Origin of the sequence: Pseudoalteromonas sp. SG44-8, assembly GCF_014164125.1 — a bacterium.
In the GTDB taxonomy this organism is placed as follows: domain Bacteria; phylum Pseudomonadota; class Gammaproteobacteria; order Enterobacterales; family Alteromonadaceae; genus Pseudoalteromonas; species Pseudoalteromonas rhizosphaerae.
This window is the reverse complement of record NZ_JACJEQ010000009.1, coordinates 119,432-132,848: the sequence shown is the minus strand read 5'-3', so window position 1 is coordinate 132,848 and position 13,417 is coordinate 119,432. Positions and strand designations below refer to the sequence as shown.

Annotated in this window: 14 protein-coding genes; 11 read left to right on the top strand and 3 right to left on the bottom strand. The window is 40.4% G+C overall.

The window, feature by feature from the left end:
- Positions 1–2: 2 nt before the first annotated feature.
- A complete protein-coding gene (locus tag H5163_RS09850) occupies positions 3–341 on the top strand; it encodes a gamma-glutamylcyclotransferase family protein (protein WP_149982210.1) in 339 nt (112 codons plus the stop codon).
- On the opposite strand, the gene mtnA is transcribed toward H5163_RS09850, so the two are convergent.
- Positions 338–1,363: an S-methyl-5-thioribose-1-phosphate isomerase gene (mtnA, locus tag H5163_RS09845; RefSeq protein WP_182735028.1), complete on the bottom strand. Its 1,026-nt coding sequence runs from the start codon at positions 1,361–1,363 to the stop codon at positions 338–340. The two genes, H5163_RS09850 and mtnA, sit on opposite strands and share 4 nt — an antisense overlap.
- A 132-nt stretch (positions 1,364–1,495) precedes the next feature.
- Here mtnA and mtnK point away from each other — a divergent pair, with 132 nt between their 5' ends.
- Positions 1,496–2,713, top strand: a complete 1,218-nt coding sequence (mtnK, locus tag H5163_RS09840) for an S-methyl-5-thioribose kinase (protein WP_145240045.1) — start codon at positions 1,496–1,498, stop codon at positions 2,711–2,713.
- Between the two features lie 89 nt (positions 2,714–2,802).
- On the opposite strand, the gene H5163_RS09835 is transcribed toward mtnK, so the two are convergent.
- Positions 2,803–4,284, bottom strand: a complete 1,482-nt coding sequence (locus tag H5163_RS09835) for an FMN-binding glutamate synthase family protein (protein ID WP_145240047.1) — start codon at positions 4,282–4,284, stop codon at positions 2,803–2,805.
- 130 nt (positions 4,285–4,414) lie between these two features.
- Positions 4,415–6,190, bottom strand: coding sequence for a DUF885 family protein (locus tag H5163_RS09830; protein WP_182730727.1), 1,776 nt, complete (start codon positions 6,188–6,190; stop codon positions 4,415–4,417).
- A 356-nt stretch (positions 6,191–6,546) separates the two neighbouring features.
- Here H5163_RS09830 and H5163_RS09825 point away from each other — a divergent pair, with 356 nt between their 5' ends.
- From H5163_RS09825 to H5163_RS09785, 9 genes are all read left to right on the top strand, one after another.
- Positions 6,547–7,533, top strand: a complete 987-nt coding sequence (locus H5163_RS09825) for a diguanylate cyclase domain-containing protein (protein WP_145240114.1) — start codon at positions 6,547–6,549, stop codon at positions 7,531–7,533.
- Positions 7,534–7,641: 108 nt separating this feature from the next.
- Positions 7,642–8,397 carry a bifunctional demethylmenaquinone methyltransferase/2-methoxy-6-polyprenyl-1,4-benzoquinol methylase UbiE gene (gene ubiE, locus H5163_RS09820; RefSeq protein WP_145240051.1) on the top strand — a complete coding sequence of 252 codons (756 nt, stop codon included), beginning with the start codon at positions 7,642–7,644 and terminating at the stop codon, positions 8,395–8,397.
- A gap of 40 nt (positions 8,398–8,437) precedes the next feature.
- Positions 8,438–9,043, top strand: a complete 606-nt coding sequence (locus H5163_RS09815) for an SCP2 domain-containing protein (RefSeq protein WP_145240053.1) — start codon at positions 8,438–8,440, stop codon at positions 9,041–9,043.
- Positions 9,044–9,060: 17 nt separating this feature from the next.
- Positions 9,061–10,665 (top strand): ubiquinone biosynthesis regulatory protein kinase UbiB, encoded by a 1,605-nt coding sequence (gene ubiB, locus H5163_RS09810; RefSeq protein WP_182735027.1) that lies wholly within the window; start codon positions 9,061–9,063, stop codon positions 10,663–10,665.
- 80 nt (positions 10,666–10,745) lie between these two features.
- Positions 10,746–10,985, top strand: a complete 240-nt coding sequence (gene tatA / locus H5163_RS09805) for a Sec-independent protein translocase subunit TatA (protein WP_064666784.1) — start codon at positions 10,746–10,748, stop codon at positions 10,983–10,985.
- Between the two features lie 5 nt (positions 10,986–10,990).
- Positions 10,991–11,323 carry a Sec-independent protein translocase protein TatB gene (tatB, locus tag H5163_RS09800; RefSeq protein WP_145240057.1) on the top strand — a complete coding sequence of 111 codons (333 nt, stop codon included), beginning with the start codon at positions 10,991–10,993 and terminating at the stop codon, positions 11,321–11,323.
- Between the two features lie 47 nt (positions 11,324–11,370).
- A complete protein-coding gene (tatC, locus tag H5163_RS09795; RefSeq protein WP_145240059.1) occupies positions 11,371–12,114 on the top strand; it encodes a twin-arginine translocase subunit TatC in 744 nt (247 codons plus the stop codon).
- On the top strand, positions 12,115–12,633 hold the full coding sequence (locus H5163_RS09790) for a hypothetical protein (protein WP_182735026.1): 519 nt from the start codon (positions 12,115–12,117) through the stop codon (positions 12,631–12,633).
- Positions 12,633–13,415, top strand: coding sequence for a TatD family hydrolase (locus H5163_RS09785; protein ID WP_182735025.1), 783 nt, complete (start codon positions 12,633–12,635; stop codon positions 13,413–13,415). The genes H5163_RS09790 and H5163_RS09785 overlap by 1 nt, the downstream gene beginning before the upstream one ends.
- The last annotated feature ends 2 nt before the right edge of the window (positions 13,416–13,417 follow it).

The following is a 13,417-nucleotide window of genomic DNA, read 5'->3' as shown; positions in this document are numbered from 1 at the left end:
AAATGGAAAAGTTGTTTTCATACGGCACACTGCAATTAGAGCAAGTACAGCTTGATACCTTTGGCCGCTTGCTCGAAGGCCAAGCCGATACACTACAAGGTTACGTAGTAGGCGAAGTTGAGATCACCGACGCCGCCGTGCTGAAAAGCAGCGGCCAGCGTTTTCATCCAGCATTAATTAAAACAGGCCTGCCAACAGATACAGTAACTGGCACTATTTTTACTATCACCTTAGAGGAACTTGCTAACGCGGATAGCTACGAAGTTAATGACTACATCCGTATTGAAGAGTCATTTAGCAGCGGCATTAATGCATGGGTGTATGTGGCAAAAGGCTGTTAAACCAGCCTTTTTAATTCACCAACTAACACTTGTTGTTGGTCATACACGCCAGTATCGAGTACCCAGCCGGTAATAAGCTTAGCGGGGGTTACATCAAATGCGGGATTATATACGTTAGCATTTGTAGGTGCCCATAGCGCTTCACCAAAGCTTCCGCTTACACCGCGCACTTCTGCGCTGTTACGTTGTTCTATTTCAATGTCTGCACCGCATGCTGTGTTTACATCGAGGGTTGTTAGCGGCGCTACGACATAAAATGGGATGTTATGAAAATGCGCCAGTACTGCTAAGTTATAAGTGCCCACTTTATTAGCAAAGTCACCATTTGCAGCAATACGATCTGCACCGACAAAAATTTTATCAACCTTGCCTGCAGCCATTAAACTCGCTGCCATATTATCGCAAATTAAGGTGTAAGGTACTTGCCAGCGCTCAAGTTCAAACGCGGTTAAACGCCCGCCTTGCAATAATGGCCGCGTTTCATCCACCCATACATGAATATCGCCATGACGTTGCTGCGCTTTATAAATAACACCAAGAGCAGTACCAATACCTGCGGTTGCTAAGGCACCAGTATTACAATGTGTGAGAATATTATCGCCGCGGTTAACCAATGCAACTCCATGATTTGCCATGCTTTCACACAAGGCGATATCTTCATTAAACAATGTTACAGCGGCGCTTACAATTGCCGTTACATAATCATCTTGTTGTAATGCAATACGTAACTTTGCCATACAATGCATTAAATTAACCGCAGTTGGCCGAGTGGCTTCTAAATCATCAATCGCCTGCGCTAATGCTACTTTAGCTGTGCCTTGCTCTGCCAAATGGGCAACTAGCAAACTTGCTCCTAAACCAATCAGCGGTGCGCCGCGTATTTTTAAGCTTAGAATTAAATCCCTCATACTGGCTACATCATCACATTCGTGCCATACCTGCTGATGCGGCAGTAGGTATTGGTCTAACACGCTTAGTGTATTGTTTTGATATTTTAAACTGCTCGCTATGAGGTCTTGCATGATTGATCCTGAATAATCGTTAGGCTGAGGTTATTTTACAGTAGTTTTTAAAACGCACAACCCAGAAGTGTAGACATCTAAACGGTTGAAGGTATAGAATGCTATTGTTTATCATTTTCTGAGAGTACGCCGATGGCCGAATACGTTGCCTTTAATGCACAGCATGCGATTGATTATATTAAAAATCTTGTAACTAAAGATGGGTATGATTTGTTTGATCCTGACCAAACGTTATCGGCGTATGAGTTTGGAGATGGCAATTTAAATCTCGTTTTTAGAATAAGCGACGAGCAAAGTAATAGCGTTATTTTAAAGCAAGCCTTACCTTATGCGCGCTGTGTGGGTGAGTCATGGCCATTAACGCTTGACCGAGCACGCATTGAAGCTGAGGTTTTACTCAATCACGGCGCATTAAGCCCTGACTACACAGCAAAAGTATTGCATCATAATCCAGAGCAAGCACTGACCATTTTAGAAGATCTTGGTCACTTACAAATTTTGCGTAGCGCACAAATAAACGCAGAGCAATTTCCGCTATTAGGTCAACATGTGGCTCACTACTTAAGCCATACTGGTTTTTATAACTCAGACTTTTACCTAACCGCGCAAGATAAAAAAGCCAAAGTCAGTCAGTTTACTAATCCAGAGTTGTGCCAAATTACTGAAGATTTGTTTTTCAACGATATCTTGCGTGAACATGAGCGTAATAACTACCCAAGCGAGTTGCAAAGTACAGTCAATAAACTACAAAATAACACCGCATTACATTTAGCGATCGCAAAACTAAAAGCTAAGTTTTTATCATGCCCGCAGACGCTATTACATGGTGATATGCATAGCGGCAGTATTTTTGTCGATCAAAAAACCACTAAGATGATCGACCCTGAATTTGGCTTTTTTGGCCCAGTTGGCTTTGATATCGGCTCATTTATCGGCAATTTATTATTAAACTACTGCGCGCAAAATGCTCGTATTAGTGAATTTGTTACACGCCGTAACTATCACACCCATTTACTGACTTGCCTGCAAGAGAGTTATTCTTTGTTTGAACAACAGTGGCTGACATTTATTGCAGAGCAAACCACAGATAACAATTTAAAAGCCGCTGGTTATGGCGAGTATTTTATGCAACAAGTATTACAAGACGCGATTGGTTACTGTGGGACAGAACTGATACGCCGCACTATCGGCTTAGCACACGTTGCTGACATTGATGGCATTGAAGATGCGCAGGCGCGTTTAGACGTACAACGCCACACTTTAGCGCTGGGTGAGCAGTTAGTACTCAACGCCCACACTTGCAATAACAAAGAAGAGTTTTTCTCTTTATTGATAAGCCAACTAAATTAAATTTATAAAAATAGCAAAAGGCACTTTATTTAGTGCCTTTTATCAACCTATTTGGGCGGGACCTAGCTTCTATTACCTAGTCTTTTAAATTACTGGTAATTTTCATACATTTTATCAAGCGGCTCTGATAAACCATTTTCTTGCACAACGCGCACATGCTGGCGGCCAAGTTCACGGGCACTAAATACCCCGCATGAGTGAGCAATTAAACCCGCACCATAATGAATGTACTTATTGTAGTTTGCTACGCGCTGCGCTTTATCGGCGACATCTAAGCCACGTTGCAACCGCTCGTTGTGTGTGGTTATCCCTGTTGGGCAAGTGTCTTTATTACATTGCAGCGCTTGAATACAACCCAAAGCAAACATATGACCACGTGCCGATACAACAAAGTCTGCGCCCAGCGCGAGCGCCCATGCAACCTTAGACGGCACAATCAGTTTGCCTGACGCAATAACTTTAATTCGCTCTCGCAGGCCATGCTTTTCGAGCATATTAACAACCAAAGGTAAACTTTCTTTCAGTGGTAAACCCACCGAATCCATCAGCGGTTGTGGTGCAGCACCGGTACCGCCATCAGCACTATCGATAGTAATAAAATCGGGCGCAGATTCAATACCACGATGATTGATCTCAGCAAACAAGGTTTCCAGCCATGCATAAGCGCCAATAACCGCTTTAAAGCCGGTTGGCTTGCCAGTCGTTTCGCGCACCGAGGCAATCATATCAAGTAAATCTGCAGGGTTTTTAACTTCAGGATGACCATTTGGGCTAATTGAATCGTGACCTTCTGGGATACCACGAATAGCCGCAATTTCAGCAGTCACTTTTTTGCCTGGCAACATACCGCCTTTACCAGGCTTCGCACCTTGGCTCATTTTAATTTCAAACATTTTTACTTGTTCATGCGCAGCTATTTGCTTGAGCTTCTCATGACTTAATTTACCTTGTTCATCGCGCACACCATATTTAGCTGTGCCAATTTGAAACACAATGTCGGCACCTCCTTCTAAGTGATAAGGGCTTAAACCACCTTCACCAGTGTTCATCCAACAACCAGCGAGTTTGGCACCTTGCGATAACGCACGTACAGCAGGTTTTGATAACGCACCAAAACTCATACCTGAAATATTGAATAGCGATTTAGTAATATAAGGATTTCGACAATGCGGCCCTAACGTAACTGCACTAGGTTCAAGCGCTTCTTCGTCCAAGGTAGGAAACGCGCAGTTCATAAACATCACGGTCCCGGTAACTTCTAGGCTCTGAGTTGAGCCAAAGGCGGTGGTACGATCAACATTTTTAGCCGCTTTATAAACCCAACTACGATCGGCGCGATTAAATGGCATTTCTTCGCGATCCATAGCGAAAAAGTATTGACGAAAAAACTCACCTTGGCGCTCAAAAAAGTATCTAAACCGACCTATTACCGGATAATTACGTCTAATCGCTTGTTTAGATTGAGTTACATCACTGATATAAAAATAAATAACAACTAAAACTAAACACCCAAATACCACTATAAATAAGCTGGCAAACACATCAATGCTAAAAACTATTAAATTACTCATGCAGCGCCCCTTGCTGGTTGTTTTTCCAGCTTTGAGAATATAAGCAGAACAAGTTTCAAGCAAATGTTTTGTAAGGAAAGCTCGGTTACACGCTAATCAGCACGAACCGAGATAAATTGAACGTTGTAATTTAGCCGCGCTTTTCTAGCTCGGTTTCAATATATTGATGGATTTGATCTTCTAATACTGACATTGGCACAGAACCGTGGCGAAGTATTTGATGGTGAAACTCACGTACATCAAAATCTTGACCAAGCGCTTGCTCGGTTTCTTTACGTAAGCGCTTAATAGTCAGCTCACCAATTTTGTATGATAGTGCTTGTGCTGGCCATGAAATATAACGATCAGTTTCGGTTTTCACGTTATGTAGTGACAATGCCGTATTTTCACTCATAAACTTCATCGCGCGATCTCGGCTCCAGCCATACATATGCATGCCAGTATCAACCACTAAACGAGCTGCTCGCCACATTTCATAAGTTAAACGGCCAAAGTTACTGTATGGGTCTTGGTAAAAACCCGCTTCAATTCCTAAATACTCAGAATATAACCCCCACCCTTCACCAAATGCCGATAAGTATGCATTCTGACGATAGCTTGGTAAGTTTTCTAATTCAGCATTAAGGGAGATCTGTAAATGATGCCCTGGTACAGCCTCATGAAAAGTGAGAGCTTCTAATACGTATAAAGGGCGCTTATCAAGTGCATAAGTGTTTACCCAGTAATAACCCGCTTGATCATCACGACTCGAACCAGAATAACGGCCAGTCGTGTACTTAGGCGCTATGCTTGCTGGCACCGGCGCAACACCATAAGGCATCCGTGGTAAGGTATGAAATAGCTTAGGTAATTGTGCATCCATCTTTTTAGCTATGTACGATGCTTCTTTTAATAACTCTTCCGGTGTTTTAGCATAAAATTGCGGATCAGTACGTAAAAAGTGCACAAATTCAGCAAACGTGCCTTTAAAACCAACTTGCTCAATAATCTTATCCATTTCAGCACGAATACGTGCCACTTCTTTTAACCCCAGTTCATGGATTTCTTTTGGCGTCATATCTGTGGTGGTATAATACTTGGCGCGATTGGCATAAAACGCAGCACCATTAGGTGTTGCAGAGATACCAATTTCAGTACGCGCACCTGGCTGATACTCTTCATTAAAAAATGTTAAATAATCTTGATAAGCAGTAATCACTTGCTCTTTAATAATTTTCTTTGCTTGTTGTTGTAAAGCAAAAAACTCACCATCACTCAAACCAGCGGTATTATTTAAAAATGGTTTATAAAACTCAGACTCAGTAGCGTCATCAACAATATATGCACTGATAGAGTCTTGATAACCCACAAGCACCGCTTTCGGTTGCGTTAAACCAACTTCTAAACCTTTGCGCATCCAGCTGATGTTTTGCTGAAAAAATCGAGGAACTTGCTGCAAACGTTGCAAATAAAGCTGGTAATCAGCTAATTTTTTATAATCTGAACTCGACACCATAAAAGATAAACTAGAGTGAAAGCCATATTCAGAAGTAAGCGGCATGTAGTGGCTGTTAAATACATATTCATCGATACTATTTTGTACTTGTCCACGAATTATAGTGAGATTAATACGGTTTTCATCACTGAGTTTATCTTTATCTATTGCATCTAACTGCGCTAATAATTCAGTGTTATGTTGATATTTCTTTTCAAGAAACTCAGCAGATAAATTAGTTAACAAATAACCATCAACACCCTCGGGGTTGCTATACGTGCTAATACTTTTACGATAATCAACAATTGATTGCGCAACCTGCGTAAATTGTTGATCGCTATCTACGGTGGTCATTTGGCAAGCACTTAATGTACATGCCAAGGCGATGCTTAACAGAGAATGACGCATAACCGATGAAGGTGATTTTTTCATAATAATAGGGATCTGCTACTGAAAACGTGAGGGTTAACCTAACCTAGACTGCTACAATAACCAAAAAAATGCGACCAAGGGCAATAAATACAAGGTTAAATTAACCGCGACTATTGACTAGTAGTTAATCAGCACTTTTTATTGCTTAATAAGATTGTCGAGAAAACCAGCTATTGAGCGATAAAAATAGAAATTTCGCTATCAAATTACATATTTTTGCTTTTAAATATCCCCGATACAGATTAATGTAAGGCAATCCCATACGCTAGGATTGCGTCAAGACCTCACGGAGAGAGTTATTTAATTTCGCTGTTACGTGTATTTAATTGGTGTATACAATGATGTTCCATGATTCCATGGCTATTGCTCAAGAAAAAATGACCAAGGTATGTATCTTTTTAGAACATCATATATTACCACCGACTCCTCTTAATTATCACGTTGTCTACACCTACGTTAGCCAAGTTAATTCTGATTTAAATACCACTATCGATCGTGCAATTGCCCAAGGCCAAGAAATTGACTGTGTTTATGTAGAACAACTTTATTTCGATTACATGGATCAAGCCCATAAAGCTGAAACCAATATGGTTCGTAATGTTGATGGTATTATTAATTCATTATCACGTAGCGCGCACTCAACCGAAAAAGATATTATCCGCTTTGCAAGTCAAGTCAGCGACTGTGTACATTCTTTAGATGAAAATAATATTGCCCAAACTCGCCTCGCACTTGAGACATTAAATAAGCAAACTGCTCACTTGCTCACTCAACATAAACAATTTAAACAAGAGCTGATCAAAGCAAAGCGACGACAAGAAAAAACTCAACAACAACTCGTACAATTACGCAAACAACACATCACCGATCAACAAACAGGCCTTTTTAAACGTCATTATTTAAACCAGCAAACACAATTATGGTTAGACCAAAAAAAATCTGTGTGCGCGATTGCCATTCAAATAGATAACCTAGATCACTTTATTGATAACTACGGCGATATCATTGGTGAAGTAATTTTAAGCAAGGTAGCTAAACAAATTCAAAAATATGTATTTGAAAGTGGCCTACCAGGGCGAACAGGCAAAGATGCTTTTACTGTATTACTGGCTGATATCGACCCTGAAACTGCGAATGTAATTGCTGAAAAAGTCCGTAATGGAGTCGAAAAATTACGTTTCGTTAGTTCTAAAAACGGTATTAAACTTCCAGCAATCAACCTTTCATTAGGGATTGCCAAGCACTTAGACGAAAAAGATTTTAATAATCTTGCCCGTAAAGCCTCCAATGCAGCACATAAAGCCAGATCGCTTGGCCAAAGCAGCTTTATTGCCGGACAGTGAGCCGTAACTCATAAAGCTTGATCCACAAGCAATTTTCCCCAGATTCAAATTGCACCATGGCGTAACAATCAAGTACACTAGTCTTTATTACCACGATAGAGATTAATCATGAACGAGAATCCTGAAAAGACCACGCATTTTGGTTATAAAACCGTTGCCGAAACCGAAAAAGCTTCTATGGTTGCCGATGTATTTCATTCCGTTGCTACTAAATATGACGTAATGAATGATCTCATGTCGTTTGGTATTCATCGTTTATGGAAACGTCAAACCATTGCTAGTTCAGGTGTGCGTAAAGGCCATCATGTGCTGGATTTAGCCGGTGGCACCGGCGACTTAACGGCAAAGTTTAGTCAACTAGTTGGTGATACTGGGCAAGTAGTATTAGGTGATATTAACTCATCAATGCTTAAAGTCGGGCGCGAAAAGCTACATAACCTAGGTCTTGTCGGTAATATTGACTACGTACAAATGAATGCTGAAGCACTGCCTTTCCCTGATAATAGTTTTGATTTAATTACCATTGCCTTTGGTTTACGTAATGTTACAGATCAAAATAAAGCACTTCGCTCGATGTACCGAATCTTAAAGCCTGGTGGTCGTCTGCTGGTATTGGAGTTCTCCAAACCAGAGCATCAAGTATTAAGTAAAGCCTATGATTTTTACTCATTTAACTTACTACCTAAAATGGGTGAGTTAGTTGCTAACGACGGTGAATCATACAAATATTTAGCTGAATCAATTCGTATGCACCCAGATCAAGAAACACTAAAAGCAATGATGAACGAGGCTGGATTTGAGCAAACCACCTATCAAAATCTCACCGGTGGTATTGTAGCATTACATCGTGGCTTTAAATATTAAGCGTCACACTAGCTAGTAAAGTTTATTGCTAAGGTATTGTATGTTAAATAATTTCATGGTCGCACTCGTCGAAAGGGTTTTAAATACGGCGCTTAAACTCGATCCCACTCTTAGCGATAGACTGTCGTCAATATCCCAACAACGTTTATTAATTGATATACGCGATTGGCAACAGCAGTTTTTAGTGGTGTTTACTGGCCAACAACTGCATTTATACAACACTACCGAAACGCAATATGACTGCATGATAAGCGCCGATATTAATACTTTAATGGCACTTAAAAACCCTGCAATGCTGACTCAGTTAATCCGCCAAGATAAACTCGATTTGCAAGGTGATCTAAATATTGCACAAGGGTTTAGTAATGCTTTCGCTGCGCTTAATATCGATTGGCCTGAACACTTATCTGATTATCTTGGTGACGCAGCGGCACAGCAACTATGGCAGTTAGTTAAACAAACTCAACAGCAAAGTCAAAAAGCCAACAAGAAACTCTCTACAACGCTAACTACTTTATGCCAAGACGAGCTCAAAGTGACCATTCATCCTTTAGAGCTTGAGCAATTTAAGCAACACACGCGTCAACTCAAAGCACATGTTGCGCAACTTGAGTTACGTATCAACCAACTACTTCAAGCAAAATGAATCAGTAAGGATTATCTGTGTCAGCTGCTCGGCTTTATAACATCACAAAAACCCTCCTTAGCTATGGTTTGGATGAACTGATCCCATCACAAAAAATACCTTGGTATGGCAAAGTTGGCCGTGCATGTCTATTTTGGCTAACCAATAAGCACCCAGAAAAACCAGCAGGGTTAAGACTGCGTTTAGCATTACAACAATTGGGGCCAGTATGGATCAAATTTGGCCAAATGTTATCTACTCGGCGCGATTTATTACCACTAGATATCGCTTTAGAGCTAGCCTTGCTGCAAGATCAAGTACAGCCATTTGATGGTGTGTTAGCACAACAACTAATTGAAAATGCACTCGAAATCGATGATATCAGTGAATACTTTAGTGATTTTGAGCAAACCCCTTTAGCTTCAGCATCCATTGCCCAAGTACATACAGCCACTTTAGTGGATGAGCATAATCAACCACAAAAGGTGGTTATCAAAGTCATTCGCCCTGATATCAGAGAACAAATTGACGCTGATTTAGCATTAATGGAACAATTTTCTAAAATAGTGGCCAAGTTAATCAATGAAGCGAAAAGGTTACGCCCTGTTGAAGTAGTCAAAGAGTATAAGAAAACCTTACTTGATGAACTTGATCTGATGCGTGAAGGCGCAAACGCCATTCAATTAAAGCGTAATTTTGAAGGTTCTGATTCGCTTTATATTCCCTATGTTTACAGTGACTATAGTCGCGTAAATGTACTAGTCATGGAGCGAATTTACGGCATTCCAGTGTCTGATACTGAGGCATTAGTTGCGCAAAACACCAATATGAAACTACTGGCTGAACGCGGTGTGGAGGTGTTTTTCACCCAAGTGTTCCGTGATAGTTTTTTTCATGCTGATATGCACCCTGGTAATGTATTTGTATCCTATGAAAGCCCTGAAAACCCCAAATTTATCGGTATCGATTGTGGCATCGTGGGCACGCTAAACAAAGAAGACAAACGTTACTTAGCCGAAAACTTTATTGCCTTTTTTAATCGCGATTATCGTCAAGTCGCACAATTACATGTCGATTCTGGCTGGGTACCTAAAGACACCAGCGTGGAAGAATTTGAGTTTGCCATTCGCACTGTCTGTGAACCGATTTTTAATAAGCCATTAGCAGAGATTTCATTTGGCCACGTCTTAGTTAATCTATTTAATACCGCTCGTCGCTTTAATATGCAAGTTCAACCCCAATTAGTTCTACTACAAAAAACCTTGTTGTATGTTGAAGGCCTTGGGCGTCAGCTATATCCACAATTAGATTTATGGAAAACAGCTAAACCCTTTTTAGAAGACTGGGTAAAGCAACAGGTTGGTCCTTGGTCGGTATTGAAACAGGTATACGCAAACTTGCCATTTTGGGCAGAAAAAATGCCTGAGTTACCTGATTTGATCTATCACAACTTAAAACAACAGCGCAACAGTCCTGCACCACTGCCACAGCCATCGCACAAGCCATTATTACTTGGTCTTTTTGCTGGCTCAGCAATGATAGTATCAGGGTTATGTTATTTGCAGCATGACCTTGTCGCTGCAGGTATTGCTGCGATATGCTCTTTAAGCGGCTTTATACTTGCTTGGCGCAGCGCTGCATAAACTAAGTGCTATTTAGTGCTCGGTGAGTATAATCAGTACAATAATTTTAATTCACAGTATTTAATTAAGTGGAGAACATCATGGGTTTTGGCGGCATTAGTATTTGGCAATTGTTAATTGTTTTGGCAATCATAGTGTTACTTTTTGGTACGAAAAAATTGCGTGGTATTGGCGGTGATTTAGGTAACGCTGTAAAAGGGTTTAAAAAAGCAGTCTCTGAAGATGAGCAAAATAAACCAGCAGAACCAATTGAACAAGCAAATAACCCAATACAAAACAAAGAGTCTGTTGATAAAAGTAAAGAAGACCATAAGGCTTAATTAGCATGGGTATGTGGGAACTTGTTGTGGTGTTAATCGTCGGCTTAGTGGTACTTGGCCCTGAGCGGTTGCCAGTTGCTATTCGTACTGTTAGCCGTTGGATAAAAACTATAAAATCGCTGGCTAATTCGGTTAAGGCTGAAGTTAATGAAGAATTAAGAGTGCATGAGTTACACCAAAATTTAAAAAAAGCCGAACAACAAGGCATGCAGGACTTAAGTCCTGCAATAAAAGATTCAGTCAGCGAATTGCAAAAGGCTGCGGACTCGGTCACCCATAGTTATAAAAGAAATCCTCCTGAGCAAGCAGATAAAGTGAATGTTGATGAACAAAAATGAAATTATTTTTGTTAGCTATGGTCTATATATCGGTAACGAGTTAAATTATGACTGAACAAGTTAAATCAGGCTTTGTAAGTCATTTAATTGAATTGCGAAATAGGCTCATGAAAGCCTTATTAGCCATATTAGTATTTTTTATTGCGCTGGTTTACTTTGCAAACGATATTTACGGTTTTGTAGCGGCTCCATTAGTTGCGCACTTACCAAGTACAGCAACCATGATCGCTACAGATGTAACTGCACCGTTTTTTGCGCCGTTTAAGTTAACCTTATTTGTCGCTTTATTTGCAGCGTTTCCGTTAATTTTACACCAAATCTGGGGCTTTATTGCGCCAGGGTTATACCAACATGAAAAACGTATGTTAATGCCTGTTTTGGCATCAAGCATTATTCTTTTTTATAGTGGTATCGCATTTTGTTACTTTGTAGTGCTGCCCATTATTCTTGGCTTTTTTACTAGCGTTGGTCCAGAAATGATGACCTTGGCACCAGACATTAGTAGCTACTTAAGTTTTGCATTGAAGCTCTTTTTTGCCTTTGGGGTCGCTTTTGAGATTCCGGTAGCTATTATGCTGTTATGTTTTAGTGGCGCTACCACAACACAAAGTTTAAAAGAGAAACGCCCTTATATTGTAGTCGGGGTTTTTGTTGTAGCAATGTTTTTAACGCCACCTGATGTGCTATCACAATCTTTATTAGCATTTCCAATGCTGCTGTTATTTGAATTGGGTTTAATCTTAGCATCCTTTTATAAGGCTAAACCTCAACAAGATGAATCAGAGGAATAAATGAAAAAACAACTTTTACCAATACTTGCCTTGTTAAGCATTCCAACTGTTCATGCCAATGAAGTTAACTTAAAAGCTTTACAAGCCTGTACATTTATTGAAAATGACTTCAATCGCTTGCTTTGTTACGACAATACCATGGCAGGCAAGTCATTAACTAAACCAGAAACAACAAAAACCTTAACTCCACCTGCAAGTTCAGTCACCGCAACAGCCGATGTAGCTGTTGCTAGTAAGCAAATAGTTAAAGTTAAAAATGAAGATTTTGGCTTAGAGCATAAAGAACTAGTAAAAGAAAACGACAATGAAATTACTGCCGTCGTGACTAACGTAAAAGAAGCACCTTACGGTGAGTTAATAATTAGTTTAAATAACGGCCAACAATGGCGCCAAATTGGCTCAGATAGCTTGCGTATCGACCAAGATGATACTGTAATTATTGAGCGCGGTATGTTCAACTCATTTTTATTGAAAAAAGCAGGTCAGAATCGCTCAATCCGCGTTAAGCGCACTAATTAATGACCACATCACTTATTGATGCTGGCGTAAATCTTACCAATCATCAATTTGATGCTCAACATTCGGCTATCATTACTCGTGCAAAAGCGCAAAATGTTAGCCAGATGCTGTTAATTGGTTGCGATATAAACTCCAGCCAGCAAGCTCTTCACTTAGCACAACAGTACCACCTACTTGCTACCGCCGGTGTTCACCCCCATGACGCAAAATCAGCCGATGAAAAACTAGAAATACAATTGTCCGCTCTTGCTGCAAATCCTGAGATTGTAGCAATTGGTGAATGCGGGTTAGATTACAACCGCGACTTTTCGCCTCGTGAAACTCAACGTTCTGTGTTACACCGACAACTCGCTTTAGCGGTAGAGTTAAATCTTCCGGTATATTTACATGAGCGAGATGCGAGCGAAGATATGCTGGCGATACTGCAACAGTATTCAGTGCGAGGAGTATTACATTGTTTTACCGGTGATCAACACGCCTTAGAGCAATACTTATCACTCGGTTTATACATTGGTATTACTGGTTGGGTCTGTGACGAACGTCGTGGTAAATCACTACAACAACTGGTGCCTATGCTGCCATTAGAGCGTCTATTAATTGAAACAGATGCGCCGTTTTTGATCCCACGCTCGTTAACTCCAAAACCAAAATCGCATAGCAATGAACCAAGCTATTTACCACATATATGCCAAACAATTGCGTCCTTAAAAGGTCTAGAGTTTGCAACTGTTGCAAAGCAAACTACACTTAACTTCCAACAGTTATTCAACCACAAGGGCTGATA

Coding starts and splice junctions, on each gene's coding strand:
- H5163_RS09850 (WP_149982210.1), top strand. CDS start 3: ATGGAAAAGTTGTTTTCATACGGCACACTGCAATTAGAGCAAGTACAG.
- mtnA (WP_182735028.1), bottom strand. CDS start 1,363: ATGCAAGACCTCATAGCGAGCAGTTTAAAATATCAAAACAATACACTA.
- mtnK (WP_145240045.1), top strand. CDS start 1,496: ATGGCCGAATACGTTGCCTTTAATGCACAGCATGCGATTGATTATATT.
- H5163_RS09835 (WP_145240047.1), bottom strand. CDS start 4,284: ATGAGTAATTTAATAGTTTTTAGCATTGATGTGTTTGCCAGCTTATTT.
- H5163_RS09830 (WP_182730727.1), bottom strand. CDS start 6,190: ATGAAAAAATCACCTTCATCGGTTATGCGTCATTCTCTGTTAAGCATC.
- H5163_RS09825 (WP_145240114.1), top strand. CDS start 6,547: ATGGCTATTGCTCAAGAAAAAATGACCAAGGTATGTATCTTTTTAGAA.
- ubiE (WP_145240051.1), top strand. CDS start 7,642: ATGAACGAGAATCCTGAAAAGACCACGCATTTTGGTTATAAAACCGTT.
- H5163_RS09815 (WP_145240053.1), top strand. CDS start 8,438: ATGTTAAATAATTTCATGGTCGCACTCGTCGAAAGGGTTTTAAATACG.
- tatA (WP_064666784.1), top strand. CDS start 10,746: ATGGGTTTTGGCGGCATTAGTATTTGGCAATTGTTAATTGTTTTGGCA.
- tatB (WP_145240057.1), top strand. CDS start 10,991: ATGGGTATGTGGGAACTTGTTGTGGTGTTAATCGTCGGCTTAGTGGTA.
- tatC (WP_145240059.1), top strand. CDS start 11,371: ATGACTGAACAAGTTAAATCAGGCTTTGTAAGTCATTTAATTGAATTG.
- H5163_RS09790 (WP_182735026.1), top strand. CDS start 12,115: ATGAAAAAACAACTTTTACCAATACTTGCCTTGTTAAGCATTCCAACT.
- H5163_RS09785 (WP_182735025.1), top strand. CDS start 12,633: ATGACCACATCACTTATTGATGCTGGCGTAAATCTTACCAATCATCAA.